This window comes from Bacillota bacterium, from assembly GCA_030019365.1.
In the GTDB taxonomy this organism is placed as follows: Bacteria; Bacillota; Sulfobacillia; order JACIYH01; family JACIYH01; genus JACIYH01.
The window spans coordinates 571,971-598,449 of sequence record JASEFA010000001.1; the positions used below are offsets into that span (position 1 = coordinate 571,971).

At 67.4% G+C, this 26,479-nt stretch carries 22 protein-coding genes; 6 read left to right on the forward strand and 16 right to left on the reverse strand.

The window, feature by feature from the left end; all coding sequences use genetic code 11:
* The first annotated feature begins 130 nt into the window (after positions 1-130).
* On the forward strand, positions 131-532 hold the full coding sequence (locus QME70_02720) for a DUF134 domain-containing protein (GenBank protein ID MDI6893521.1): 402 nt from the start codon (positions 131-133) through the stop codon (positions 530-532).
* Positions 533-690: 158 nt separating this feature from the next.
* On the forward strand, positions 691-1,176 hold the full coding sequence (locus tag QME70_02725) for a DUF6125 family protein (protein ID MDI6893522.1): 486 nt from the start codon (positions 691-693) through the stop codon (positions 1,174-1,176).
* Positions 1,177-1,178: 2 nt separating this feature from the next.
* On the opposite strand, the gene rpoD is transcribed toward QME70_02725, so the two are convergent.
* The 7 genes from rpoD to glyQ all read right to left on the reverse strand — a co-directional run bounded on the left by rpoD (position 1,179) and on the right by glyQ (position 11,895).
* A complete protein-coding gene (gene rpoD / locus QME70_02730; protein MDI6893523.1) occupies positions 1,179-2,264 on the reverse strand; it encodes an RNA polymerase sigma factor RpoD in 1,086 nt (361 codons plus the stop codon).
* Positions 2,265-2,268: 4 nt separating this feature from the next.
* Positions 2,269-4,113: a DNA primase gene (gene dnaG, locus QME70_02735; protein MDI6893524.1), complete on the reverse strand. Its 1,845-nt coding sequence runs from the start codon at positions 4,111-4,113 to the stop codon at positions 2,269-2,271.
* Positions 4,110-5,144, reverse strand: coding sequence for a deoxyguanosinetriphosphate triphosphohydrolase (locus tag QME70_02740; GenBank protein MDI6893525.1), 1,035 nt, complete (start codon positions 5,142-5,144; stop codon positions 4,110-4,112). The genes dnaG and QME70_02740 overlap by 4 nt, the downstream gene beginning before the upstream one ends.
* On the reverse strand, positions 5,137-7,896 hold the full coding sequence (gene ppdK / locus QME70_02745; protein MDI6893526.1) for a pyruvate, phosphate dikinase: 2,760 nt from the start codon (positions 7,894-7,896) through the stop codon (positions 5,137-5,139). Before ppdK ends, QME70_02740 begins: the two co-directional genes overlap by 8 nt.
* A complete protein-coding gene (locus tag QME70_02750) occupies positions 7,889-8,755 on the reverse strand; it encodes a pyruvate, water dikinase regulatory protein (protein ID MDI6893527.1) in 867 nt (288 codons plus the stop codon). The genes ppdK and QME70_02750 overlap by 8 nt, the downstream gene beginning before the upstream one ends.
* Positions 8,756-8,921: 166 nt before the next feature.
* Positions 8,922-11,012 (reverse strand): glycine--tRNA ligase subunit beta, encoded by a 2,091-nt coding sequence (gene glyS, locus QME70_02755; protein ID MDI6893528.1) that lies wholly within the window; start codon positions 11,010-11,012, stop codon positions 8,922-8,924.
* Between the two features lie 4 nt (positions 11,013-11,016).
* Positions 11,017-11,895, reverse strand: a complete 879-nt coding sequence (glyQ, locus tag QME70_02760) for a glycine--tRNA ligase subunit alpha (protein ID MDI6893529.1) — start codon at positions 11,893-11,895, stop codon at positions 11,017-11,019.
* 218 nt (positions 11,896-12,113) lie between these two features.
* Here glyQ and galU point away from each other — a divergent pair, with 218 nt between their 5' ends.
* From galU to QME70_02775, 3 genes are all read left to right on the forward strand, one after another.
* Complete coding sequence (galU, locus tag QME70_02765) at positions 12,114-13,001, forward strand: UTP--glucose-1-phosphate uridylyltransferase GalU (protein MDI6893530.1); 888 nt, start codon at positions 12,114-12,116, stop codon at positions 12,999-13,001.
* A 117-nt stretch (positions 13,002-13,118) separates the two neighbouring features.
* Entirely contained in the window at positions 13,119-13,712 is a 594-nt protein-coding gene (locus tag QME70_02770) for a hypothetical protein (protein ID MDI6893531.1), read from the forward strand.
* A gap of 248 nt (positions 13,713-13,960) precedes the next feature.
* Positions 13,961-16,084, forward strand: coding sequence for a chloride channel protein (locus QME70_02775; protein MDI6893532.1), 2,124 nt, complete (start codon positions 13,961-13,963; stop codon positions 16,082-16,084).
* A gap of 108 nt (positions 16,085-16,192) precedes the next feature.
* Here the strand turns inward: QME70_02775 and QME70_02780 are convergent, their stop codons facing one another.
* The 9 genes from QME70_02780 to QME70_02820 form a co-directional block, all read right to left on the reverse strand.
* Positions 16,193-16,993, reverse strand: coding sequence for a methyltetrahydrofolate cobalamin methyltransferase (locus tag QME70_02780; GenBank protein ID MDI6893533.1), 801 nt, complete (start codon positions 16,991-16,993; stop codon positions 16,193-16,195).
* 6 nt (positions 16,994-16,999) lie between these two features.
* On the reverse strand, positions 17,000-17,692 hold the full coding sequence (locus QME70_02785) for a gamma-glutamyl-gamma-aminobutyrate hydrolase family protein (GenBank protein ID MDI6893534.1): 693 nt from the start codon (positions 17,690-17,692) through the stop codon (positions 17,000-17,002).
* A 17-nt stretch (positions 17,693-17,709) separates the two neighbouring features.
* Positions 17,710-18,792 (reverse strand): iron-containing alcohol dehydrogenase, encoded by a 1,083-nt coding sequence (locus tag QME70_02790; GenBank protein ID MDI6893535.1) that lies wholly within the window; start codon positions 18,790-18,792, stop codon positions 17,710-17,712.
* A 30-nt stretch (positions 18,793-18,822) separates the two neighbouring features.
* On the reverse strand, positions 18,823-19,755 hold the full coding sequence (locus QME70_02795) for a glycine betaine ABC transporter substrate-binding protein (GenBank protein MDI6893536.1): 933 nt from the start codon (positions 19,753-19,755) through the stop codon (positions 18,823-18,825).
* A gap of 128 nt (positions 19,756-19,883) precedes the next feature.
* Positions 19,884-20,516 carry an ABC transporter permease gene (locus QME70_02800; GenBank protein MDI6893537.1) on the reverse strand — a complete coding sequence of 211 codons (633 nt, stop codon included), beginning with the start codon at positions 20,514-20,516 and terminating at the stop codon, positions 19,884-19,886.
* Positions 20,516-21,637, reverse strand: coding sequence for a betaine/proline/choline family ABC transporter ATP-binding protein (locus QME70_02805; protein MDI6893538.1), 1,122 nt, complete (start codon positions 21,635-21,637; stop codon positions 20,516-20,518). Before QME70_02805 ends, QME70_02800 begins: the two co-directional genes overlap by 1 nt.
* 51 nt (positions 21,638-21,688) lie before the next feature.
* Positions 21,689-22,306, reverse strand: a complete 618-nt coding sequence (locus QME70_02810; GenBank protein ID MDI6893539.1) for an ABC transporter permease — start codon at positions 22,304-22,306, stop codon at positions 21,689-21,691.
* Positions 22,307-22,420: 114 nt separating this feature from the next.
* Positions 22,421-23,881, reverse strand: a complete 1,461-nt coding sequence (locus tag QME70_02815; protein ID MDI6893540.1) for a trimethylamine methyltransferase family protein — start codon at positions 23,879-23,881, stop codon at positions 22,421-22,423.
* Between the two features lie 143 nt (positions 23,882-24,024).
* A complete protein-coding gene (locus tag QME70_02820; protein ID MDI6893541.1) occupies positions 24,025-24,792 on the reverse strand; it encodes an IclR family transcriptional regulator in 768 nt (255 codons plus the stop codon).
* A gap of 162 nt (positions 24,793-24,954) precedes the next feature.
* Between QME70_02820 and QME70_02825 the strand changes: the two genes are divergently transcribed.
* A complete protein-coding gene (locus QME70_02825; protein ID MDI6893542.1) occupies positions 24,955-26,406 on the forward strand; it encodes a trimethylamine methyltransferase family protein in 1,452 nt (483 codons plus the stop codon).
* The last annotated feature ends 73 nt before the right edge of the window (positions 26,407-26,479 follow it).

Genomic DNA, 26,479 nt, shown 5'->3' on the forward strand with positions numbered 1-26,479 from the left:
TACTTATGTGCTACGAATTCGACTCCCCCGCCGCCATCTCCTGCCGGCTTCCGCGGCGCTCACCGAAATGATAAAGTAGCGGTGGTACGCAGGCAAGCCGCCCACAATTCGCCTTGGAGGAGCAACTGCCATGCCCAGGCCTCCCATCCCCAGGTTGGTAGAACACATCCCCGAAGTCACCTACTTCAAGCCGGCCGGGATACCCCTCCGGCTCCTCGAGGAAGTCGAGCTCACCGTTGACGAGCTGGAGGCCATCCGCCTCAAGGACATCGAGGGCCTGGAGCAGGAAGAGGCGGCCGGCCGCATGGGCATAGCGCGTACCACCTTCCGCAGGGTCCTGGTGTCGGCGCGGGCCAAGATCGCCGAAGCTCTGGTGCGGGGAAAGGCAATCCGCATTGAGGGCGGCACCTTCACCGCCGCCCGCGGGGAGGATGACACGGGAACGCGTCCGGCGCCCTATGGCCCCGGGCACCCCGGGGCGTACCGGCCGACCGCTGGGCGACACCGGCGCGGCCGGGCCTGGCAAAGGTAAGGGGCGTCGCCGGCGGTACCGCCCGGTTCGGGCAGACCGGGTCGAGCCTCAAGGGGATTGTGAGCGGCCGGGCCTTTTGCTGTGATACCGGGCCGCCCGCGGTGCCCGATTCGACCGCCGCCAGCTCCACCGGGAGGCGGAGGAGGGGGGACCGGGAAATGGAGTGCGGGGAGAAGCTGCTAGATGCCGCCAAGCTGTGGCTGGCCCACGACGGCCTCTGGTTCCGGGCGGTGGAAGAAGAGTTCGGGCTGGAGGCGGCCATCAGGCTGGATGAGAAGGCCATGGCCCGCTTCACCGTGCTGGAAGCCCAGCGCATCGTGCGCCGCCTGGGCCTGGAGCCCGGCGGCGGCATCCCCGCCCTGGTGCGGGCGCTGGGGGAGAGGCTTTACGCCTACATAAACGAGCAGGACGTTATCGAGCAAACCGATACCCGGGTGGTGTTCCGCATGCGCACCTGCCGCGTGCAGGCTGCCCGGCAGCGGCAGGGGCTCCCCGATTTCCCCTGCAAGTCCGTGGGTGTCCTGGAGTACTCCGAGTTCGCCCGCACCATCGACCCGCGCATCCGCACCCGGTGCGTGGCGTGCCCGCCCGATCCCCACCCGGTCGACTTCTGGTGCGCCTGGGAGTTCACAATCGAACGGTGACGCTATTCGAGGAAGTCCTTCAGCTTCTTGCTGCGGCTGGGGTGACGCAGCTTGCGCAGGGCCTTGGCTTCGATCTGGCGGATACGCTCCCTGGTCACTTTGAAGATCTGACCCACTTCTTCCAGGGTGCGGGGCCGCCCGTCGTCAAGGCCGAAGCGGAGGCGCAAGACGTCCCGCTCCCGGGGGGTAAGGGTATCGAGCACCTCCCCCAGCTGCTCCCTCAGCAGCAGGTACGAGGCGGCATCGGCAGGGGCCGGTGCGTCCTCGTCTTCGATGAAATCCCCCAGATGGCTGTCTTCCTCTTCCCCGATGGGCGTCTCCAGGGAAACCGGCTCCTGGGCGATCTTCATGATTTCCCGCACCCGCTCCACGGGGATATCCATTTCGGCCGCCAGTTCCTCGGGGAGGGGCTCCCTGCCCAGCTCCTGCAGGAGCTGCCGGGAAATCCGGATGAGCTTGTTGATGGTCTCGACCATGTGCACGGGGATGCGGATGGTGCGGGCCTGGTCGGCGATGGCCCGGGTGATGGCCTGCCTGATCCACCAGGTGGCGTAGGTGGAGAACTTGTAACCCTTGCGGTAGTCGAACTTCTCCACCGCCTTGATCAGACCCAGATTGCCTTCCTGGATGAGGTCCAGGAAAAGCATGCCGCGCCCCACATACTTCTTGGCGATGCTCACTACCAGGCGCAGGTTGGCCTCGGCCAGGCGGCGCTTGGCCTCTTCGTCCCCCTGCTCGATGCGCTTGGCCAGCTCCACCTCTTCTTCGGCCGTGAGGAGGGACACCCGGCCGATTTCCTTCAGATACATGCGCACGGGATCGTCCAGGGCGATGCCTTCGGGCAGCTCCAGGTCTTCCTCCGGCGCCCGGGCGGGTGCCTTGCCGTCCTGCCCTGGCTCAGGCCGCTGCTCGTCCACCACCTGGATGCGCTCCTGCGCCAGGCGGTCGTACACCTCCTCGATCTGGTCAGGGGTGAGATCGGCCCGGGCCAGGGTGTCCATGATTTCCCCGTAGGTGAGGGAACCGGTCTTCTTTCCCTTTTCGATGAGAGTCCCCATCAGAGCGTGCACGTCCAGGTTCTCACTCACCCCGTCATCCCTCCTTCCCGGCCCGTCTCCGACCCGGCACCGCCCTCACCAGTTCCTGGTACTCCTCCAGGATGGCTGCGGGCACCGGCTCCTTCCTTTCATCGTACTCCCTGATCTGTGCCCCCAGTTCCTCCAGACGCCGGCGACTGCGCTCGCCTTCCAGCAACGCCAGGCAATCTTCCAGGGCCCGGTCCGGATCCGCGCAGTAGAAGCTTTCCACCTGGATGCGCGCGAGCGCGCTCAGGGCCTGTTCGCTCTGCAGCCCGGCCGCCAGACCGGCGGCGAATACCTCGGGTGCCGGCGCCACGCCGGCGGCCGGGGTCCCGGGAGGAACCGCCCCTGCGGCCACTTCCATTGCCGCCGTCGCCAGTTCCCGCCAGACCGGATGCCGGAACTCCTCCGCACTGATGCGTACCTGCACCCTTTCCACCTTTCCCGGGTCTTCGAGCATGAGCCGTACCAGCATCTCCTCCGCTTTGACCAGGGCCGGGCTCCTTCCAGACTCGTTCATTTCTGCTATTCTTTCCCTGACCCCCTGGCCTTTATGCCTGCGGCGCTGACGCCCGTATGCCCTCAGCTCCTGCCACAGGGCATCCTCGGACACCCCCAGGCGTCGCGCCGCCTCCCGAACGTACTCCTCCCGCTCGACGGGGCTGGAGAGATCGGCCAACACCGGAATGATGTTCGCTACCGCTTGCAATTTTCCTTCTACCGTGGTGGCCTGACGGGAAGCCGCCTCGATGCGAAACTGAACGAGAGGAAGCGCCTGCTCCAGCACGCGTGCCAGGGCCTCCCGGCCTTCCCGGCGGATCAGGGAGTCGGGGTCGTGCCCTTCGGGCAGCGCGGCCACGTACACCCGCATCCCCAGGTCCCGCAGGATCTCCAGGCTGCGCCAGGTGGCACTCTGTCCGGCTGCGTCCGCGTCGTAGCAGATGACCACCGCGGGGCAGTACCCCTGCAGCGACCGGGCCTGCTCGCGGGTGAAGGCGGTACCCATGGACGCCACCACGGACGCGAATCCGGCCTGGTGGGCGGCGATGACGTCCATGTACCCCTCTACCACCACCGCCTGCTGCTCCCGCCGGATGGTCTCCCGGGCCAGGTGAAGGGCGTACCAGGTACTCCCCTTCTGGAACACCGGGCTTTCGGGAGAGTTGAGGTATTTGGGCTCGGCATCGTCCAGCGCCCGTCCCCCGAATCCAATCACCTGCCCGTGCACGTCCCAGATGGGGAACATGAGGCGGTGGCGGAAGCGGTCGTATACTCCTCCCGTCTCCCGGGGCACGGCCAGTCCGGATTCGGCCAGTTCCTGTTCGGCAAAACCCTGCCGGCCCAGGAACTTAACCAGGGCATCCCAGGACGCCGGTGCGTATCCCAGTCCGAAGCGCCGTACCGTCTCTTCCCCGATTCCCCGCTGCCCGAGGTAGGTCCGCGCTCGCGCCCCCTCGATACCCTGCAGCCGGGCAGCGAAGAAGTCAGCTGCCAGGGCGAGGGCATCCAGAAGGCGACGCCGGTGGCGGGCGCGCGCTTCCTCCGCGGGGGTGAGATGACGTTCCGGCCAGGGGATACCGGCCCGCCGGGCCAGGAGCCGCACTGCCTCCAGGAAGGGCAGGCCCTCTCGCTTCATCACGAAGGCAAACACATCCCCGCCCGCCCCGCAGGCAAAACAGTAAAACATCTGCCGTTCGGGAGAAACGCTCAGGGAAGGCCGGCGGTCGGGGTGGAACGGGCACAGGCCCGCGTAGTTCTTGCCGGCCTTCTTGAGGTCCAGGTACTCACCCAGCACGTCCACTATGTCGGACCGGGCACGCACCTGGTCTAAGAATGCGGAATCCAGACCTGCCCTCATAGGGGACGTCCCCAGGGAGCAGGGAGAAACAGGCGACAATACTGGGCAATGGCAAACCGGTCGGTCATGCCCGCCACGTAATCACGCACCGCTGTATCCACGTCTTCACCGGGGGGCGGACCCGCGCCCCCGTAGACCTCGCCGGGGCGGTCCAGGTAGTACCGGTACAGCATCTCCAGCATGCGCCGGGCCTTGGCCTCCTCCCGCTTGGCCACCGTGCGTTCGGTATAGACGCGGGCGAACATGAACCGGTAAAGCTCCTCGGTGGCCTCGGTCACGGCGGTACTCATCTCCACCCGCTCCGACTCCCACGAGGTGGCGATGACGTCCCGCACCATGGTGGCGATGCGCTCAGAATGGGTGCTGCCCAGCACCTGCAGGCAGGACGGTGGCAGGTCACCGGGCGCCAGCACCCCACCGCGGATGGCATCGTCGATGTCGTGGTTCAGGAAGGCGATGCGGTCCGCCAGTTGCACCACCTCTCCTTCGGGGGTGGCGGGCTGGCGGTCGGGGACATGACAGAGGATGCCGTCCCGCACCTCCCAGGTGAGGTTGAGGCCCTGGCCTCCGTTTTCCAGCACGTCCACCACGCGCAGCCCCTGCTCGTTGTGCCGGAAACCGCCGGGGTGCAGGGCCTGCAGCACCTCTTCCCCGGCGTGGCCGAAGGGGGTGTGTCCGAGGTCGTGCCCCAGGGCGATGGCCTCGGTGAGGTCTTCGTTGAGGCGCAGCCCCCGGGCAATGGTGCGGGCGATCTGCGCCACCTCCAGGGTGTGGGTGAGGCGGGTGCGGTAGTGGTCGCCCTCGGGGGCGATGAAAACCTGGGTCTTGTGCTTGAGACGCCGGAAAGCCTTCGAGTGGATGATGCGATCACGATCCCTCTGGAAGGCGGTGCGCACCGGGCAGGACGGCTCGGGGCGCGGGCGACCCCGGCTGCGGCTGCTCAGGGTCGCCCGCGCAGAGAGTACCCGCTCCTCCAGTTCTTCCGTTGTTTCTCGCACCCGGTCTGGCCCGGACACTCCCAGGTCAATCACCTCCCGCCCGCTCCCGGTTGCGGATGGCTGCCCGGGCCGCTGCTAGCCGGGCCACGGGCACGCGGAAGGGGGAGCAGCTGACGTAATCCAGCCCCAGGCGATGACACAGGTCTATGGAGGCGGGATCACCCCCGTGCTCCCCGCAGATGCCCACCTTAAGCTGGGGACACACGGCCCGTCCCTCCTGCACGGCCATGGCCATAAGGCGGCCGACCCCCGGCTCGTCCAGGGTCATGAAGGGGTTCTCCGGAACCAGCTTCCTTTCCACATACTGGGGCAGGAACTTGGCCTCGGCGTCATCTCGCGAGAACCCGAAGGTGGTCTGAGTCAGGTCGTTGGTGCCGAAAGAGAAGAAGTCGGCGTGGCGGGCAATGTCCCCTGCTGTCAGGCACGCGCGCGGTACCTCGATCATGGTGCCCACCACCAGGGGGAAGGTCACCCCGCCGGCGGCCATGACCTGGCGCCCCACCCGCTCCACCAGTTCCCGCAGTACCTCCAGCTCGCGGGCGATGCCCACCACCGGGATCATGACCTCGGGCCGGGCATCCACTCCTTCCTTCACCAGGCGGGCGGTGGCCCCGAAGATGGCGCGCGCCTGCATCTCGTAAATCTCGGGGTAAAGTATGCCCAGCCGGCATCCGCGGAACCCCAGCATGGGGTTGGCTTCCTGCAGCGCCCTGGCCCGGCGCAGCAACCTCTCCGCCCGCACCAGCTCCACCGTCACCCCGTCCCGACGGTCGTGGACTCCGGCGCGATCAGACGCGGCACCTGCCGCTGCACCGGTGCTATCGCCTGCTACCTGCGCAGCCTGGCCTGCCACCCGGGCGCGAAGCTCGCGGACCCGCTCCACCAGCTCCTCGATGCGGGGCACGAACTCGTGCAAAGGCGGGTCCAGGAGCCGGATGGTGACAGGCAGGCCCGCCATGGTACGCAGGATCTGGTAGAAGTCTCCTTCCTGCATGGGCAGGAGGCGGTCCAGGGCAGCCCGCCTTTCCTCCTCCGTCTCCGCCATGATCATCTCCTGTACCACCGGCAGGCGGTCCGGGGCCATGAACATGTGCTCGGTCCGGCACAGCCCGATGCCGGCCGCACCGAACTCGCGGGCGCGGCGGGCATCCTGCGGGGTGTCGGCGTTGGCCCGCACCCCCAGCTGCCTGGTCTCGTCAGCCCAGGCCAGAAGCTCCAGAAACTCCGCGCCCAACTCCGGGTCCACCAGGGGAACTTCACCGGCGAAGACCCGCCCCGTGGCACCATCGATGGAAATGACGTCCCCCTCGGCCAGGCGGGTCTTGCCCACCCAGAACTCGCGCCTGTCCAGGTCGATGCGGATGGCCTCGCACCCCACCACGCAGGGCTTGCCCATGTGGCGGGCCACGATGGCAGCGTGGCAGGTCATCCCGCCCCGGCTGGTGAGGATGCCCCGGGCCTGCACGATACCGTGCATGTCGTCCGGGGTTGTCTCCGGCCGCACGAGGATGACAGCCTCGCCCTGGCTGCCCAAGGCCTCGGCGCGGTCGGCATCGAACACCACCCTGCCTGAGGCCGCGCCCGGTGAAGCGGGGAGTCCCTGCGCCAGGGGGGACACCCTGGCGTCGGGGGCGACGCCCCGGTGCAGCATCTGCACCACCTGGGCGGGCTCAACCCGCATGAGCGCTTCTTCGCGGGTGACGCGACCCTCCCGCACCATGTCCACGGCGGTGCGGATGGCGGCCCGGGCGGTGCGCTTGGCCGACCGGGTCTGCAACACGTAGAGCCTTCCCTCCTGCACGGTGAACTCAATGTCCTGAACGTCACGGTAATGCTGCTCGAGCAGGCGGGCCACCTCCAGCACCTGGCGGTAGGTGGCCGGCATTTCCTCCTCCATCCGCCCCAGGGGTTGAGGAGTACGCAACCCCGCCACCACGTCCTCGCCCTGGGCCTGTACCAGGTATTCCCCGTACACCTGCTTCTCCCCCGTGGAGGGGTTGCGGGTGAACATGACGCCAGTGGCCGACTGCTCGCCCAGGTTGCCAAACACCATGGCCTGGACGTTCACCGCCGTACCCAGGTCGTCGGGGATGCGGTTGACGCGGCGGTACACCCGGGCCCGCGGGTTGTCCCACGACTCGAAGACCGCCCCGATGGCCCGGCGCAGTTGATCCCACGGATCCTGCGGGAACGGTTCACCCGTCTCCCTCTCCACCAGCGCCAGGTAATCCTCCACCAGTTCCTGCCAGGCGGCGGGGGGCATCAGCTGATCCTGCTCCACCCCGAGCGCCCGCTTCTTGGCCTCCAGCAGCTCTTCGAAGCGCCGGTGCTCCATCTTGAGAACCACGTTGCCGAACATCTGAATGAAGCGGCGGTAGCAGTCGCAGGCGAAGCCGGGGTCCGTCTCGGCACCCAGACCGGCCACCGTGTACTGGTTGAGGCCCAGGTTCAGGATGGTGTCCATCATCCCGGGCATGGAAACGGGCGCTCCCGAGCGCACCGAGACCAGCAGCGGCCGCACCCGATCCCCGAACCTCCTGCCCGCCTTCTCTTCCAGCCTGGCCATGGCCGCCCGGGTCTCCTCCCAGAGACCGGTTGGAAGGCTCTTCCCCAGCCGGTAATAGGTGGTGCAGGCCCGGGTGGTGATGGTGAACCCCGGCGGCACGGGAAGGCCGATGCGGGTCATCTCCGCCAGCCCGGCCCCCTTACCACCCAAAAGGTCCCGCCAGGAGTCCCGGCCCTCCTCGAACATGTACACGTAGCGGTCTTCCGCCTGCCTACTCAAACTTCTCCTCCTCCCTGAAAGGTCTGGTGACCTCCAGCACCCGGTTCGCCGTCTCTTCGATCGCCCGGTAGGTGACCTCCACCACGGGGCATCCCAGCTGCCGGAAGACCTCCCGCGCATATGCCAGCTCTTCCCTCACCCGGTCCGGATCAGCGTAGCGGGCGGGTCCGTTGAGCCCCATGGCCTTCACCCGTTCGCTACGGATGGCACACAGGGACTCCGGCGCGATGGTCAGCCCCACCACCCTGCCCCGGGGAAGGGCCTGCAACTCGGCGGGCAGGGGGATCTCGGGCACCAGGGGAACGTTGGCCACCTTGTAACCGCGCTGGGCCAGGTAAAGGCTGACGGGAGTCTTGGAGGTCCGTGACACGCCCACCAGAACCAGGTCGGCCCGCCCCAGCCCCCTCAGGTCGCGGCCGTCGTCGTATTTCACGGCGAACTCTACCGCTTCGATGCGGCGGAAGTACGCTTCGTCGAGCTGCCGGATGAGCCCTGGTTGCAGACGGGGCGGGAAACCCGCCACCTTCTGCATGGCTTCCAGCAGGGGTCCCAACACATCCACCGCCGGGATGCCCAGCTGCCGGGATTGTTCCTGCACCAGCTTCCGCAGGTCGGGACGCACCAGCGTATAGACCAGCAGGCTGGGTCGGGTGCGCGCGTGCTCGAAGACCCCCATGAGGACGCGGGCGTCCTCCACGTAGGGGACGCGCATGAACTCCATACGGTGCGAATCGAACTGGATGGCCGCTGCCCGCGCCACCAGCTCCGCCGTCTCACCCAGGGAATCGGAAACCACAAAGATGAGGGTTCGGATCCCCTCTCCGTCGTCCACCGGACCACCACCCGCCACGTACTTCACCTATTTCGCCGCCGACCCCTCCCATCCTCCCTGGGCCCATTTTCTGGAGGCGGCCCAGCGATGCTGCACGATGCGCAGGTCAGGGCCCGCGGTGCAGCGCAGGATGCGGGCCCGCACGGCGGGGGCCAGGGGGCTGGGGGCGGGGCCTGGGGCACAGCGCCGACCGTTACACGACGAGGACGCGGGAGAGGTCTCCCAGCAGGCCGAAGAGGTCGGCCAGGCGGCGCAGCAGGGCCAGCCGGTTGCGGCGCAGGGGCTCTTCGGGCGCCATCACCAGGACCCGGTCCAGGAAGGTGTCGACGGCAGGCCGCAGGGTGGCCACCGTGGCCAGAAAGCGTCTCCAGTCACCTGCGCCGGCGTGGGCACGGGCGGCAGGACTGCAGGCCAGGAATGCCTCCCATAGCTGGCGCTCGGGGGCTTCCCGTAGCAGGGCCGGCTCCACCGCGTCGCCCTCGGCTCTCTCCGCCAGGGTGGCTGCCCGCCGGAAGGCGGCCAGGGCGTCGGTGAACTCCGGGAAATCCTTGGCCTCCTGCAGGGCGAGGGCGCGGTTCCAGCCATCGCTCACGTCGTCGGTGCATCCCACCACGGCGTCGATGAAATCGGGCCGGATGCCCTGCTCCCCGAACAGGTTGCGGACTCGCTGCCGCAGGAATTCCAGCAGGGATTCCTTCACCCGCTCCGCCTGCTCTCCGTCCGCCAGATCCGCCCGCCCCAGCACCTGCCGGTACGTAGCCTGGGATTCCTCAATGGCCCAGCCCAGCGAGAGCCTCAGCCCGGCCGCCCACAGGATGCGCACCAGCCCGTAGGCCGCCCGCCGCAAACCGTAAGGGTCCTGGGATCCGCTGGGCTCCAGGCCGGCAGAGAAGGCACCCACCAGGGTGTCCAGCCGGTCGGCCAGGCTCACCACCATGCCGGCCAGGGACGAGGGCAATTCGTCCTGGGCAAAGCGGGGGAGATAGTGCTCCCGGATGGCTTCTGCCACCGGTCCCTCCTCGCCCGAGCGCAGGGCATACTCCCTGCCCATGATGCCCTCCAGTTCGGGCAGCTCTCTCACCATGTGGGTGGCCCGATCGGCCTTGGAGAGCCGCGCCGCCCTCCGGCAAACTCCCGTCAGTTGCTCATCCAGGCCAAAGGAGTAGGCCAGGAAACCGGCCAGCATCTCCATGCGGGCCACCTTGTCCTGCAGGGTGCCCATGTCCTCCAGGAAACCCATCCCGGCCAGGGATTCACCCCAGCGTTCCAGGGGTACCTTGAGATCCTCCGCGTAGAAGAAGCGGGCGTCGGCCAGCCTGGCCTGCACCACCCGTTCGTAACCTGACCGCACGGTCTCGATGCCCTCTACTCCTCCATCCCGAACGCCGATGAATGCGGGAAGCAGCCGCTGGCGATCATCCGCACCGACAGCGAAAAAGCGCTGGTGGTGGCGGAGCACGGTGATGATCACCTCGCGGGGCAAGGACAGGTATTCGGCCTGAAAACGCCCCCCCACGGCGGTGGGGTGTTCCACCAGAAAGGTTACTTCTTCCGCCAACTCCTCGTCTTCCAGGGGTCTTCCACCCAGGTGGGTCGCGGCTCGCTCCACCTGTTCTCTGATCCGCTGCCGCCGGAGGGTGGGGTCGGGAACCACGCCGGCTGCTGCAGCAGCCTCCAGGTATCCCCGGGCATGGGCGACCTCGACCGGGGCGGGATGCAGTGCCCGGTGTCCCCGCATGGTACGCCCACTATGTACACCGGCGAAAGAGAAGGGCACGACCAGATCGTCGAGCAGGGCCAGTACCCAGCGCACGGGCCGCACGAACCGGTACTCCCCCGAGCCCCACCGCATCATGCGCGGGAACTCCAGGTCCGCCAGTATCTGCGGCACGATGGTCGCCAGCACCTCGAGGGTAGGGCTACCCTCCTCCTGGCGGCAGGCGAAAACGTACTCGCCCCCGGGGGTATCCTCCACGATCAGTTCCTCCAGACCCACCCCCTGGGCGGCGGCAAACCCCAGGGCCGCCCGGGTCGGGTTCCCGTGCTCGTCGAATGCTACCCGGCGGGCAGGCCCCCTCGCCTTCACCACCCGCGGCTCCTGGCGTTCCGGCAGCCCCTCCACCAGGAGCACCAGCCTGCGGGGCGTCCCCAGCGTGGACAGCGAGCTCCAGCCCAGGCGCGCATCCTGCAGCGCCCGCCCGGCCCGCCCACCCAGTTGCTCGAGGGCGCGGGGCAGGAAGCGGGCCGGCGCCTCCTCCATCCCCACTTCCAGCACGAAATCCACTGCCCTACCTCCCCGCAGGGTCCAGCCAGGGGTAGCCCGCCGCTTGCCTCTGCTCCAGGTACAGGTCCGCGCAACGACGGGCCAGGTGGCGGCACCGCGCCAGGTAGGAGGTGCGTTCCCCCAGGCTCACTGCCCCCCTGGCGTCCAGGATGTTGAAGACATGGGAGCACTTGAGCACGTAATCGTAGGCGGGCAGGAGGAGCCCCGCGTCCAGGCAGCGGGCTGCTTCCGCCTCGTAGGCGTCAAAGAGCTGGCGCATCAGGTTTACATCGGCCACTTCGAAGCTGTACCGAGACTGTTCTTTCTCGTTCTGCCGGAAAAGGGCATCATAAGACAGGTCGGGGGACCAGGCCACCCGGTAGACCTCATCGACTCCCTGGATGTAGGCAGCCAGCCGCTCCAGACCGTAAGTGATCTCCACCGCCACCGGGCGGCACTCGCCCCCTCCCACCGTCTGGAAGTAGGTGAACTGGGTGATCTCCATCCCGTCGGCCCAGACCTCCCAGCCCTGCCCCGATGCCCCCAGGGTGGGCGCTTCCCAGTTGTCCTCCACGAAACGGATGTCATGACTGCGGCGATCCAGGCCAATCGCTTCCAGGCTCTCCAGGTAGAGCTCCTGGATGTCATCGGGCGAGGGCTTGACGATCACCTGATACTGCAGGTGCTGGTACAGGCGGTTGGGGTTCTCCCCGTACCGGCCGTCGGCGGGACGGCGGGAAGGCTCCACGTAGGCCACCCGCCAGGGTTCGGGGCCCAGCACGCGCAGGAAGGTGGCGGGGTTCATGGTGCCCGCCCCCTTCTCCACGTCGTATGGCAGCCAGATCAGGCACCCCTGCTCCGCCCAGAAGCCGTGCAGCGTGTGGATGATGTCCTGCAGGCACAGACCCGTCGCTGCGGCGGGGCGCGTCCGGGAAGCACCCAGGGCACCCTCGGGCAAAGGTCCACCCCCTCCCGTTCACTGCGCCCAGTGTAGCAATGCCCCGTCCGGGGGTCAAGCCGCGGCAGGAATGGCGATGCCGGATGGCCAAGTTACCCGGTGCCCTGCCGGCAGAGGGCAGGATGAAGCCCGGCCCTGCGGGGCGACCGGAAGGGGGAGGAATCATGCAGGTCAAGAAGGCGGTGATCCCGGCGGCGGGTTTGGGAACGCGCTTCTTGCCGGCCACCAAAGCGCAACCCAAGGAGATGCTGCCCCTGGTGGACACGCCCATCATCCAGTATGTGGTGGAGGAAGCCCTCTCGGCGGGGATCAGGGACATCCTGCTGGTGACGGGTAAGAACAAGCGCGCCATCGAGGATCATTTCGACCGCGCGCCCGAACTGGAAAACCACCTGAGACAGAGCAGCAAGGATTACCTCCTGGAACTGATCCAGCAGGAAGACTGCGCCTTCGTCCATTACGTCCGGCAACCGGAGCCGCGAGGACTGGGACACGCCGTCCTCATGGCCCGTCACCACGTGGGCCGGGAGCCCTTCGCCGTCCTCCTGGGGGACGAGGTTTTCGTGGGAGAGCGCCCCTGCCTGGGCGAGCTGGTGGATGTGGCCGCCCGGGTGCAGGCCAGCGTGATCGCCGTGGTACCCGTGCCGCCGCAGGATGTGTCCCGCTACGGAGTGGTGAGCGGCGAGGAGATCTCGCCGGGACTTTACCGTGTGCACGACCTGGTGGAGAAACCACCCGCCGAGCAGGCTCCCTCCCACCTGGCCATCGTGGGGCGCTACGTGCTCGACCCCGAGGTATTCGACATCCTGGAGCGGCAGCCACCCGGTTTCGGAGGAGAAATCCAGCTCACCGACGCCCTGCGCGAGCTCGCGCGCTACCAACCGCTTTATGCCTACCGTCCCCATGCCACCCGGTACGACGTGGGAGACAAGCTGGGTTTCCTCAAGGCCACCGTGGAGTTCGCCCTGGGGCGCGCCGACCTGGGGCCGGCCTTCCGCGCTTTCCTCGCAGAGCTGGTGGGGCGCACTCCACCCCCACCCCGGCCCGTGTGACCGTGGCAATCTTTTTGGATACCGAAAATATGGAGGGGTGATACCAAGTAAGGGTAAAGGTATGCCCTCCCCCAGGTGTAATCATTACCCAGCCTGGCCGTGAGGGGATGGGCGCCCTTGGACGTGCTGGAACAGGTGGCGGAGATGGTCCGGCAGAATCCGGCCATCACGGTGGCGGAAATAGCGCAGAAGCTGGGATACGCCGAATCCAAGTCCATCTATTACTGGCTGCACAAAGCCCGCTTCCGCGGGTTCAAGGAGTTCAAGAAAGCTGTCCTCACCGGGGTTTTTCCGGAGAGGTTGCGGCGCCCTTCACCCCTGCCCAACCGGGTGAGGGAGCGCCGGGTTCCCTATTCCAGCGATCTGCTCCCCCTCGCCCGCGGGCTGGGCCCCGACGGGGGACCGGTGTGGGCGGGAGTCAGCTCCCTCCCCCGCCGGGACCTCAGCGAGCGCGCGTTTGCCCTGGACTGGCTGTCGGGAGAGTACTTCCCGTTTTTCATGGCCGGCGACCACCTGGCCGTGGACCCCGAGGCTCCCCTTCAGTCCGGGGACACCGTGCTGGGCATTGCGGGAGAACTGCCCGTGCTGCTCCGCTACTATGGCCCCGAGGCGTCGCCCCTGTTCGCCCATCCGGTCACCGGGCAGCCCCAGGACTCCTCCCCGCCTCCCACCCTGGTGGGCCGGGTGATGGCCGTCTACCGCATCCTGTAGGGTGTCACTTCCAGCTGACGTTGAACCAGTAGTACCCCGCGCCCAAATCCGGTAGCTGCCACTCACCCTTGCCGGTGTGCATCGGTGGCAGTATAGTATTTACGGGCAGATGATGATACCGGGGGCTGTGTGCCCACCCGCCGGGATGGTAGATGCGCTCAGCCCCAATCGCCTGCGTGGCCTGTTCTTGACGCCGCCGGGCGTCCATATAAGGCTGCCACTCTGAATCGAGGTGACCTGCAATTCCTGTGTCAAAGGCCAAACGGTGGCGCGGCCTGGGGACCTCGCCTCTGGGTGAGTTCTTGCTGTTGCTCTCGCTCGCCCTGCTGACGGGAGTGGTGGGTGGCCTGGGAGCCGTACTCTTCCGCCTCATGATCGCGTGGGTGACCGCCGGCATGCGTCTCGTCCTGGGCCTCGTCCCATGGCTGTCGGCCTTCCCGCCGCCCCGCGGCGATCTCCCGCTCCTGGCACCCCTGCTGGGGCTCCTTGTCGTGGGCGCGATCTCTCAATACGCCGCTCCCGAGGTAAGGGGACACGGTATCCCCCAGGTGCTGGAGGCCCTCGCCCTGCGCGGCGGCCGCATCCGTCCCCGGGTGGCGGGCCTCGGCATTGTGGCCCCGGCGGTGACCATCGGCGCGGGTGGATCGGTGGGCCAGGAAGGCCCCATAGCCCTCATCGGGGCCGCGTTCGGCTCCGTGATCGGGCAGCTGCTGCGGCTTTCTGACCGGTACCTCTCCCTGCTCCTGGCCTCGGGCGCGGCCGCGGGGATAGCGGCCACCTTCAACGCTCCCGTTGCCGGTGCCCTGTTCGGCATGGAAGTGGTGCTGGGCAGCTACGCCATGGGCGTTATAGTGCCCACGCTGGTGGCGGCGGTGACGGGAACCGTGACCTTCAACGCCATCATGGGCAACCACCTGGTGCTCCCCACCGCCACCTTCGGCCTGGGACATCCCTCCGAGGTGTTGCTGCTGCTGCTCCTGGGCGCCCTGGCCGGCCTGATGGGTCTGGCATACGCCCGCGGCCTGGACCTGGTGGAGACCGTCTCCGGCCGCTGGCGGGTGCCTTTCTTGGTGAAATCGCTGGCGGGAGGACTCGCGCTGGCGCTCTTCGGGTTCGCAGCCCCCCAGGTGCTGGGGGTCGGGTATGACACCATGCAGCGGGCGGTGGCCGGGAACCTTGCCCTGACCGGGTTTCTCTCATTGCTGGCAGCCAAGTACGTGGCCACCCTCGCCACCATAGGGGCGGGGGGATCGGGGGGAGTGTTCGCTCCCTCCCTGTACCTGGGCACCATGCTGGGAGGAAGCTTCGGCGCCGTTCTGCACTCGCTCGCGCCGGGACTGGCGGCCCACCCGCAGGCGTACGCCGTGGCAGGGATGGGTGCGGTATTCGCCGCTGCCGCTCAGGCTCCCCTCACCGCCATCACCATCATCCTGGAGATCACCGGAGACTACGAGATGACGGCCGGGGTCATCGCTGCCTGCGCCATGAGCTACTTCGTCTACGGCTCCCTGGCCCGCGATTCCATGTACACGGTCAGGCTAAGCAGGAAGGGCATTGTCATCTTACGGGGGACAGAGATCAGACCCACGGAGCGCATTGCCGTCAGTGGAGCTCAGCGCCAGTTCACCGGCGGTGTCCCCGCGTCCCGGGCCGTGGCCGAGGTGTACCGCAGCATCTCCGCCCGTCGGCATCAGTCGGTGGTGGTTGTGGACGACCGGGGCGCCCTGGCGGGCATCGTGTCCGCCGAGGACCTGCGCAAAGCCATGATGGCGGGACAGGCAGATCTCCCCGTGGGGGAGGTCAGTTCCCGCACCGTGGTCACCGTGTATCCGGACCAGAGCCTGGAGGATGCCATGCGGCTTTTCGCCGTGTACGACTACCGCATGCTGCCGGTAGTCAGCCGAGATGATCCCCGACAGGTGGTAGGCATCCTGGGCCGCGATGACGTCCTGCGGGCCTACAACGCCCACACCATGCACGGCCTGGAGACGTCCCGCAAGGTGCACCTCCTGCGCGACCTGGCCCGGGATCAGGGTGGCTTCCGGGAACTGGTCTTGCCGACATCGTCTCCCGCGGCGGGCAAGTCCCTCGCCGAGCTGGACCTGCCCGCCCAGTGCCTGCTGGTGTCAGTCACCAGAGAGGGCACGGTGCTCATCCCCCACGGTCGCACCCGGCTGCAGGCGGGCGACCGGCTGCTGCTGTTCTGCAGTCCCTCCAGCACGCTGGAACAGGTAGAGGCATATCTGAGCCGCGGTACCGGCCCCGCGGCAGTCCACCATCGCGACCCGGGCTCCTCACCGGGCTCCTCCACCCGCAGCATCGCGGCTCCCCACCGGGGAGGCTCCGGCGCCGCAGCGTCGCCGCCCTCCTGACCAGGAACGGTTCTCCCCTCGCAGCAAGCGCGCCCGGGGCAGGAGTCCGGGGCAGGGCGAAAGAAAACGCCACCCACCTGTTCTGGCTGGATCTCAGCATGCGGGAACTCAGTTGCCCGCCAGCCTGCCTTCCCGGTAGGCGCGCAGGTAGCAGCTACAGTACTCGTCCCGACCGAGCACCGCCTCCGCCGCCCGCAGGAGTCCCATCAGCCTGCCGTCCAGGGGATCCAGGATGACTGAGTCCAGACCGGCCGTCATGGCCGCCACCAGAAAAGCCCGGTTGAGCAGGCGCCGCTCCGGTAACGCGAAGGAAACATTGCTGAGGCCACAAATGGTGTGGATCCCCGGGTATTTCCGGCGCAGGATGGAGATCGCCTCCACCACCGCCACACCGGCGCAGGAATCGGTGCTCACCGGCCGCACCAGGGGATCCACGTATATGTCACCCGCGGGCACGCCCGCCTCCAGGAGGTCCTCCACCAGCCGGCTCCCCTTCTCCACCGCCTCCTCCGCCGAGGAAGGCATACCCGCTTCGTCCAGACAGAGCGCCACCACCCCACAGCCGAATCGCTTCACCAGAGGCAGCACCGCCCGGAAGCGCTCACGCTCGGCAGTGATCGAATTCAGCAGTGCCTTCCCCTGGTGCACCTCGAGCGCCACCGCCATGACCCCGGGATCCGGGCTGTCCAGGCACAGCGGCACCGGCACCGCTCCCTGGATGGTGGTAACCAGCCAGCGCAACGCCTCCGGCTCTTCGCCCAGCAGGGTCCCCGCGTTTACGTCGATGAAGTTGGCACCGGCCTCGTGCTGCCGCGCTGCCTCCCGGACGACGGCCCCGGCGTCCCGCCGGGCGACCAGGGCCGCGACCGGCTTTCTGCTGGTGTTGATCCTCTCCCCTACGATGATCATACCCTGTCACCCCACGGGACCGGGCCGTACCCCACACCACTGCAGGAAATTGCCTATGATACTCTCTCCATGGGGGTGCGACCGGTCAGACTTCTCTGGGTGGAACTGCACACCACCCAACGGCCGTCCGCAATGCTGTACCCCCTGCACGCGACAGGTCTCGCCCGTGAGCAGGACGCGGAAGCCGGCGGGAACTCTCTTCACTTCCCAGTAATGCTCCTGCCAGACCTCGAAGCAGTCGGGTAACCCGCGGTCGAGGGCGCCCCAGGGACCGGCCTCCCCGCGTACCCTGCCCGACGCCTCCGGCCCGAGTTGGTTCCCGCCGGCCGCCCTGTACACCTTGTTGAAGCCTTCCTCCCTGGCGCCCCGGTCCATGGGCCCGCACTCCCCGGAAAAGGCCATGGCCATGATCTGGTGACCGCCGCAGATCCCCAGTACGGGAACGGCAGATCGCCGCATGTATTCCATCTGCGGCCGCTGCCGTTCCAGGTCGAAGCTCGCGTAGTCGTCCGGGAAGCCGCACGAGATCATCCCCAGCACCCGGTGGCCGTGACGCTCCAACCATGCGGGAAGGGAGGCAAAATGGACCACCTCGAACTCCACGGCAGCAATGCGGGCGCAGATCTGCCCCAGCCTTGCCCCCTCGCGGCGGCCCTTTTCGGGATCGCTCACGTGGTTGCTCACCACCAGAAGCACCATAGAGGTTTCCCCCCGGATCAAGAGGCCAGAGCCGTTGAGACCAGGTCGGCCAGGTCCCCGGGCCCGAAGAGGCGCGGGTTGGTACGGGCGTTGACATTCCTGGCGGCACGCGCAAACAGGAGTTCCCTGTCCGCGGGCACCGGCAGGGGTACCCCGGTGCCCCAGCGGGCGGTATGCTGCCGGAACAGATCCATTACCGATTCCACTTCCCTCTCGACCGCGGCCGCCTTTTCGGGCAAGGCACCGGAGTTGAACCGGAACACCGGGTAGAGGAACGTGCCCACCACCAGACCGTGGGGGAGCCCGTCACACAGGCCTCCGTATACGTTCCCCAGTGCGTGGGCCAGCCCCAGCCCGGCATGGAGCATGGCCACCCCCGCCATCAGGCTCGCCTCCAGCATGGCCCGGCGGGAAGCCAGGCACTCCGGTTCCGCCAGCACCCGCGGCAGGTGTCCGGACACGATCTGAATCGCGGCCAGGGCCCAGGCATCGGTGAGGGAGCTGGCTTCTGCGCTCAGATACGCCTCCACGGCGTGACTAAAGGCGTCCACCCCGGTGAACAGGGTGGTGCGCTCATCCAGGCTGACGGTGAGCCCGGCATCCAGCAACGCAGTAGCCGGCGTTACCCCCGTCTCCACGCTCAGCTTGGATCGGGTGACGGGATCGGTGACCACCGCCCAGGGAGACACCTCAGAACCGGTGCCGGCCGTTGTCGGTACGGCACAGGCCACGGTTATGCCGGCCTCACGCGCGATGGCCTTGGCGGCGTCCAGGGAAGAGCCCCCGCCGATGGCGACCAGGGTGCCCAACTGCTCTTCACGGGCCCAGCGCGCTCCCTCGGCGACCAGGGCGAGGTGGGGTTCACGACCGACTCTGGCGAACACCACCACCCGGTGGCCGGCTCCCCCCAGGGCCCGGCAGATAGCTTCCAGGGGCTGCCGGCACCAGGCACCCGAGTCGGCAATCACACCCACCCCGATCACCCCGCAGTCCGAGGAGCAATTCCGCCGGACGCGGGCAGGGGGCGGCACCAGGGCAGCAACATCCGAGAGGATGTCCTCTCCCACGATTACCCTGGTACCGAGCGCAAACTGGTACATGCGCCTCCCCCCCATTCTGACACCCTCACCTCACCTGGTCAGTCCTTCGGCCGTGAGCCACTCCCTCGCCGCCTGGTCGGGCGTCTTGTGGTCCACGTCCACCGCATAGTTCAGGGCGATCATCGCCTCCGTCGTGAGCTTGGCCGCCACCGGGTTGAGGAGGTCGGCCAGCTCCGGGTACTTCTCCATTACGGGCTTCCTCACTACCGGGGCGGGATTGTACACTGGGAAGAACTGCTTGTCGTCCTCCAGCGATACCAGGTTCAGGGCCTTGATACGCGCATCGGTGGCGAACCCCATGGCCACGTCCACCTGTTTCTCCGAGAGGGCCTTGTAGACCAGCCCCGGGTCCAGTTTAATCACCTTGTCGGGCGGGAACTTGAACCCGTATAGTTTCTCCAGGGCGGGGTAACCGTCCGGGCGCGCAAAGAATTCGGCGTCGGTGGCGAAACGCACCTCGTTGGGGTGCTCGTTGACGTAAGCAGCCAGGTCAGACAGGGACTTCACGCCCAGCCGCTCGGCGTCGGGCTTGCGCATCATGAGCACATAGGTGTTGTTGAAGGGGGCCATGCCCAGCCAGACCAGGTTGTTCTTCTGGAGGTCTTCTTCCTTGACGACGCGGTAGCACTCCTGGGGGTCCGTGATGGGTTTCTCGTGCTTGAGCTGCACCAGCAGGCATGTCCCCGTATACTCCCAGTAAACGTCAATGCCACCGTTGAGCAACGCGTTGCGGCAGATCATGGTGCCACCCAGCCCGCACTTATCGTTCACCTTGAATCCGGCATCTTCCAAGACCAGTTGGGTGACCTTGGCCAGGATGAGTTGCTCGGTGAACTCCTTGGACCCCACCGTCACGACCTTTTGGGGGGCGGGCTCGCCCGCGGGCTTTTCCGTTCCCCCACCGCATCCCGCCAGAACGAGCACGGCTGCAAGCATTGCAAACAGCAGCCAACGGCCTTTCATCTCCCCACTCTCCTTTCCGTGAAATCGCCCACCCTCTCGCCTCCGGGTCCTTCCTGCGCCTTGCTCCACCCCCTCCCCTCGCCCTTTTCACCCGGCCTCCGGGCCACCCGGGATCGGGAGCCCGCGGCTTACACGGCCGGGGCAGCCACTCTCTCCACCAGGCCCATGAGCGCGTCCAGCACAACCGCCAGTATGGCCGTGGGCACCGCACCGGCCAGCACCAGGGGAGTATCCATGAGGGCGATACCGGTGAAGATGAGGTCGCCCAGGCCGCCCCCTCCGATGAGGAAGGCCAGGGCGGCGGTGCCCACGTTGACCACCAGCGACACCCGGATACCCGCCAGGATCACGCGCATCGCCAGGGGTAGCTCGATCCGCAGCAGCACCTGCGCGGCAGTCATGCCCATGCCGCGGGCCGCCTCGATGACGGCCGCCGGCACCTCCAGTATGCCGGTCATGGTGTTGCGCACCACGGGGAGGAGACCGTACAGGAACAGGGCGAACGCGGCCGGCCGGAACCCCAGACCCAGCAGCCCCATCGCCAGGCCGACCACCGCCAGGCTGGGTACCGACTGGCCGATGTTGACCACCCCCACCACGCTCTCGGCCACCCGCTGGAATCGAGGCCGCGTCAGGGTTACCCCCAGGGGCAGCCCGATGGCTATGGTGAAGGCGCCTGCTACCCCCACCAGGACGAGGTGCTGGCGGATCAGCTTCAGGAACTCGGCGGGGTTGGCTAGGATGTAGTCCACGAAGCCCATCAGCCCGCCCCCTCTTCCCCCGAAGGAGCCTGCAGCACGTCCTGGACCAGGGCAAGTGAGATCACACCGCGGAGGACGCCCCGCTCGTCCACCACGCCCAGGCTCCCCACCCCGTAGGTAAGCATCTCGGTGAGCGCGTCCGCCACGGTGGCCGCCGGGTAGACAGTGGTGGAGACCCGGCGGACCACCTCTCTCACCGTGGTCGCGCCCCGTTCCAGGTCGGCGTCCGAGGCATAGCCGGCCAGCCTGCCTCCGTCGTCCACCACGTAGGCCCACGACCGGCCCGCCCGGCGCAGCCTCTCCACTGCCTCGCCGCAGCCGGAAGCCAGGCTCAACGCCCCCGGGTCCGCCTCCATGACCTCTCCCACCCGGATGAGGTGTAGACGTTTCAACGCCCGGTCGGCACCCACGAAATCGGCCACGAATTCATCGGCGGGACAGGCCAGCAGGTCCCGGGGACCCGTGTGCTGTACCAACCGGCCCTCACGCATCACCGCGATGGTGTCGCCCACCTTCAGCCCCTCGTTGATGTCATGGGTGACGAACACCACCGTTTTGTGCAGCTTGCCCTGGATGTCGAGGAACTCGTTCTGCAGGCGCTCCCGGGTGATGGGGTCGATGGCCCCAAAAGGCTCATCCATGAGCAGGAGAGGGGGGTCGGCAGCCAGGGCCCGGGCCACACCCACCCGCTGCTTCTGCCCCCCACTCAGTTGGCGCGGGTACTTGGCCGAGAATTCGTCGGGGGCCAGCCCGACCAGCTCGAGGAGTTCGGCCGTCCGGTCCCTGATCCGTGGAGGGGACCATCTCAGTAGCCTGGGCACCACGGCCACGTTCTCGGCCACCGTCATGTGTGGGAAAAGACCGATCTCCTGGATCACATAGCCGATGGTGCGTCGCAGGGCAACCGGGTCCACCTGGGTGACATCGCGGTCATCTATCAGGATGCGACCGCCCGAGGGCTCAATCAAACGGTTGATCATCTTGAGAGTGGTGGTCTTGCCGCAACCCGACGGTCCAACCAGGACACAGACCTGCCCTGCCCCCACCTCCAAGTCCAGCTCGTCCACCGCCGGCCGGCCTTGCCCGGGGTATACCTTGGTCACGCCCTCCAGTCGGATCACGTGCGCCACCTCTCCTTCCCACCACCGGCCCGCGTGGGCCGGTACCTGAGGTCAGCCGGACGCCGCCCGCCTTTCCACCCTCCCCAGCACCCAGTCGACGACGACGGCAAGGATCGCTACGAATATCACTCCGGCAATCACCATCTGGTCATTGGTGCGGGCGATGCCCCAGTAGATGTACCGCCCCAGACCACCGGCCCCTATGAAGGCGGCTATGGCGGCGATGCCGATGTTCATCACCACCGCCACCCGGACGCCGGTCAGGATGACCGGATAGGCAAGGGGTAGCTCGATGCGGCGCAGGACCTGCAGTGGGGTCATCCCCATCCCCCGGGCAGACTCCAGCACGGCGGGTTCGACCCCCTTGATCCCCGTATACGTGTTGCGCAGGATGGGCAGCTGACCGTAAAGCACCAGGGCAATGACGGCGGGGACCTTGCCGATGCCCACCACCGGCAGCAGCAGCCCCAGCATGGCCACGCTGGGGACAGTCATGATGATGCCCGCCAGGTAGAGGATGGGGCGGGCCAGCCATTCCCGCCGGCTGATCAGGATCCCCACCATCACGCCGGTGATCACCGCCAGCACCATGGCTACCACCACCAGGAGCAGGTGCTCCACGGTCAAAAAGGCCAACTCGCGCAAATGCTGCCTCAAGAATGCGAGCACTCCCTCACCCCCTTCCCCGCCCACGGTGCCGACCGCCCCCGTGCCGGTGCCAGACCCGGGATGGCTTACGGGCGCGGGGCGCGCTTCGGCGCCGCAGGGTCCGGCGGTCCCATGTCAGCCCGGCCCCCCCGGGCCCGCATCCCGGGCCGACAAGTAGGGGAATCGACCCAACGCCGCCGCCACCACCTCTTCGGCGAGGGGAGCGGGCGCATGGTCGCGCAGTATCTGGCGCACCGTCTCGCGCGCCTCCGACCGGATCTCCGCCCGGCCGCCCTCCTCCCATGTGGCTCTGGACTGTCGGTCGGCCAGCCTGGGCAGGAACAGCTCCTGGCGCAGGTGGAAAGTCGTGGAAGGATCCGTCAGATAGGTGCCCCCGGGGCCGACGCGGCCGATGGCCTCGAGGGCCAGCCGGGGCGGATCGACCTCGATACCCCGGACGGCACGGAGGGTCATGCCGATCAACTCGTCGTCGATGACGTACTGCTCGTATGCGATGCTAAGCATGGACTCCAACATCCCGGCCGCGTGGTGGATGAGGTTGGCCCCGGCCAGCGCACTTTGAAGGAGCGAGAACCCCTTTTCGTACCCCGCCTGCAGGTCGGGCTCCTTGCTGTCGGTCAGACCCGCGGAGTTGTAGACGGGCACTCCCACGTGGTGGGCCAGTTGAGCGGCAGCCGCATTGAGCATACCGAACTCGATGCCCCCGCCCACGTAGTCACCGGTCAGCATGTTGCACAGCGAGGGTACGGCCCCGTAGATCGTGGGGGCACCCGGCTTGACCATCTGCACCAGGGTGATGCCCGCCAGTTGCTCGGCATGGAGTTGCACCAGCGTCCCGGCCAGCGTCACCGGCGAGGTGGAGCCGGCCATGGGCGCAGCGGAGAGGATGACGGGCAGGCCCATGCGCGCCACTTCCATCACCACCGCCGTCACATCGGTGGAGAAGCGGAGCGGACTGATCATCCACGAACACACGAATGACAGCACCGGTCTCCGCCTCAGCTCTTCCCAGCCGCCCGCCACCACCGCCCCCAGGTCCGCCACGGCCCGGGCGGACACCGCATCCCGGGCCGACCCGATGACGTGCTTCCCCGTATTCTGCAGGCAGACGTAGTACTTGACGACGTCAACGATTTCCTCCGGTACATCGGCCGGCTCCGCGGGGCGCAGGAAGAAGTGCACGTTGGGCAGGGCGTCGACCAGCCGCGCCAGGCGGGACAGGTCGTCCAGGACAACCGGCCGGGGTTCACCGGTCTCCAGGTCGAGGATGGTGAGCGCTGCCCCTCCGGTCCCCAGGTAGACACGCCGGTCCTCCAGTTCCAGATCCCAGGCGGGGTCCCGGGCGCCCAGCACCACCCGTCGCGGGGACGCCGCCAGGCAGTCCTCCACCAACCGGCCGGGGAGGCGCACCCGCGTCCCCTCCACGGCTGCACCCCGGTCTCGGAAGAGGTGGAGGGCTTCAGCCACGGGCACATCCACCCCAACCCGCTGCAATACGTCCAGGGCAGCACCGTGGATCAGCGCCACCTGATCCTCGCCCAGCGGTATGTAACGCCCTCCGGGAAGCCCCTTCACCCCATCTGCCCCCTGTTTTCGCAAGGTGGAATCTTGATTCCGTATCTGTATTCGACGTCAAGTCCGAAACTCCTGCTGGAGGGCCCGGCAGCACGAGGCTGCGCGGTTCAGCGCCCTCCCTGGGTGCGTGGGGCCTGTCCGGGTCAGGACGGGCGTCCGATACCAAACGTCTCTTCTACGTCGCGGACGGCCTCGCGGAGCTGCCGTACGATCTCCGGCAGGCGGTCGGCGGGGTATCTCCAGTCGGGCCCGGCCGCGCTGAGCGAAGCCACCGGCTCTCCACCAGGTCCCATGATGGGTAACGCCACTCCTGCGGTCCCCCGGGTCACCTCACCCGAAGTCACGGCAAAGCCTGCTGCCCGGATCTCCTGCAACCGTGAGCGCACGGACTCCGCCCCCTCCACGGTGAGATCCCCCTCCTGCAGCGCCCGCGACATGACCTCCTCGACGGTGGAAGGATCCAGGAAGGCCAGGATCACCAGGCGCGACGATCCCCGGTAGAGGGGCAACCGCAACCCTATGGGTTCCGTGATACGGAGGTTCAGCGGACTTTCCGCCTTCTCCACGTGCACCCCTTCGCACCCGTCCCGTACGGTCAGGTAAATACTCTCCTCCAGTTCGCGCGCCAGGCGCTCCATGTGCGGGCGCGCCACCGCGCGGACATCCAGACTGCTCCACACCGTCATGCCCAGTTCCATGAGCCTCAAGCCCAGCCGGTACCGTTTGTCCGGCATTTGCGCCACAAAGCGGTGCTTCTTCAGCACCTGGAGAAGCCTGTGGGCGGTGGCAACCGGGACGCGGGTGCGCTGGGCCAGCTCCACCACACCCCACGCCTCCTGCCCGGGCCGGGGTGCCAGTTCCTCCAGTAGCTTGAGGGCCTTATCCAGCACCTGCACACCACTCCGCTCCAACCCCCCATCCCACCTTCCCATTTTCGCTCAGCGAAATGAACATTCCGCCAACCCTCAAGTTCGCCACCCGCCAGACAGTCCCTGCAGGAATTCGCCGGTGGGCGTAGAATCACCCGATAGTGGAACTCGAATTCCACGTTGCGGAAACAAGGAGGAGGACCCATGCAAAGCGGCTGCCGAGGCGGACAGTACCACCCCCTCTCTGACCATGCCCTGCAGGACATCCACGAGGGCGGCCTGCGCCTGCTCGAGGAAGTGGGGATCGAAGTCAACAACGAGCGTGCCCGGGCCGCTTTCGCCCGGGCCGGCGCCCGGGTAGAGGGTGCCACCCGCGTCGTGCGCATCCCCCGCCGGATGGTGGAAGAGGCCATCCGCTCCGCTCCCAAGAGCGTCACGCTATACGGCAGGGACGGCAGGGACGACCGGTACCATCTGATACTGGAAGAGAACCGGGTCTACCTGGGCACCGGGGGCACCGCGGTGAACGTGCTGGACCTGGAGGGGGTGCGCCGGCCCTCCACGCTGGAGGACGTGTGCCGGCTGGGCAGGCTGGTGGACGCCATGCCCAACGTCCATTTCTACATGCTCCCCGTTTACCCCCATGACCTGCCACCGGAAGACGTGGACGTGAACAGGTTCTACGCCGGACTTTCCAGCACTCCCAAGCACGTCACCGGCGGGGTGTATACCGTCGAAGGAGTGCGGCAGACCATCAGGATGGCCGAGATCATCGCCGGTGGTGCCGGGGAGCTCCGGCGGAAACCGATCATCTCTTTCGTCATCCTGGCCATCAGTCCCCTGAAGATCGACGACCTTTATGGCGAGATGCTGCTGGAGATCGCCTCCGCAGGAGTGCCCGTCATCGTGCCCACCGAACCCCAGTGCGGCTCCACCGCACCGGTGACCCTGGCGGGCAACCTGGCCCTGTTCTGCGCGGAAACCCTCGCCCAGCTCACCCTGGTGCAACTGGTCAACCCGGGCAGCCCGGTGATATGCGGATACGTGGGGACGGTGACCGACCCCCGCACCATGGGGTACTCGGCGGGCGCCGTGGAGATGGGGTTGCTGAATGCGGCGGCGGCGCAGCTCGCCCAGTACTGGCGCATCCCCTTTTACGGTACCGCGGGGATGACCGACGCCAAGGTCCCCGACGCCCAGTGCGGATACGAATCGGCCCTCACCACCCTGCTCGTAGCCATGGCCGGAGCCAACTACATCCACGACACCGCCGGCCTGTTGGATTTTGCCCTCACCATGAGCTACGAGAAGGTGATCATTGACAACGAGATCAACGGCATGGTGCTGCGCGCACTCCGGGGTATCACCGTCAATCCCGAGCACCTGGCCCTGGACGTGATCCGGGAGATGGGGCCGGGCGGAGAGTTCCTGGCCCAGGTGCATACCGTCAGGCACCTGCGCCAGGAACTGCACCTGCCCCGCCTCAGTGACCGCCAGCCCTACGACGACTGGGTGCGGGCGGGGGCCCGGGACACCCGCAGGCGGGCGAACGAGACGGCCAGGAGCATCCTCGATGCGCCCCCCGGACGGGTCATCTCCGAGGAGGTCGAAAGGGAGCTTAAAAGGAATCTTCCCAACCTGAGGGCCGGCCACTAACCGGACCACCGGGCATTTCGCGCGCGCTTTGTGCGATAGTCAACCCAGAAAGACCATATACAGGGAGGAATGT

Bases quoted from the DNA above. Each gene is read 5' to 3' on its own strand.
- QME70_02720 (MDI6893521.1), top strand. From the start codon at position 131: ATGCCCAGGCCTCCCATCCCCAGGTTGGTAGAACACATCCCCGAAGTC.
- QME70_02725 (MDI6893522.1), top strand. From the start codon at position 691: ATGGAGTGCGGGGAGAAGCTGCTAGATGCCGCCAAGCTGTGGCTGGCC.
- dnaG (MDI6893524.1), bottom strand. From the start codon at position 4,113: ATGAGGGCAGGTCTGGATTCCGCATTCTTAGACCAGGTGCGTGCCCGG.
- galU (MDI6893530.1), top strand. From the start codon at position 12,114: ATGCAGGTCAAGAAGGCGGTGATCCCGGCGGCGGGTTTGGGAACGCGC.
- QME70_02780 (MDI6893533.1), bottom strand. From the start codon at position 16,993: ATGATCATCGTAGGGGAGAGGATCAACACCAGCAGAAAGCCGGTCGCG.
- QME70_02785 (MDI6893534.1), bottom strand. From the start codon at position 17,692: ATGGTGCTTCTGGTGGTGAGCAACCACGTGAGCGATCCCGAAAAGGGC.
- QME70_02790 (MDI6893535.1), bottom strand. From the start codon at position 18,792: ATGTACCAGTTTGCGCTCGGTACCAGGGTAATCGTGGGAGAGGACATC.
- QME70_02795 (MDI6893536.1), bottom strand. From the start codon at position 19,755: ATGAAAGGCCGTTGGCTGCTGTTTGCAATGCTTGCAGCCGTGCTCGTT.
- QME70_02800 (MDI6893537.1), bottom strand. From the start codon at position 20,516: ATGGGCTTCGTGGACTACATCCTAGCCAACCCCGCCGAGTTCCTGAAG.
- QME70_02825 (MDI6893542.1), top strand. From the start codon at position 24,955: ATGCAAAGCGGCTGCCGAGGCGGACAGTACCACCCCCTCTCTGACCAT.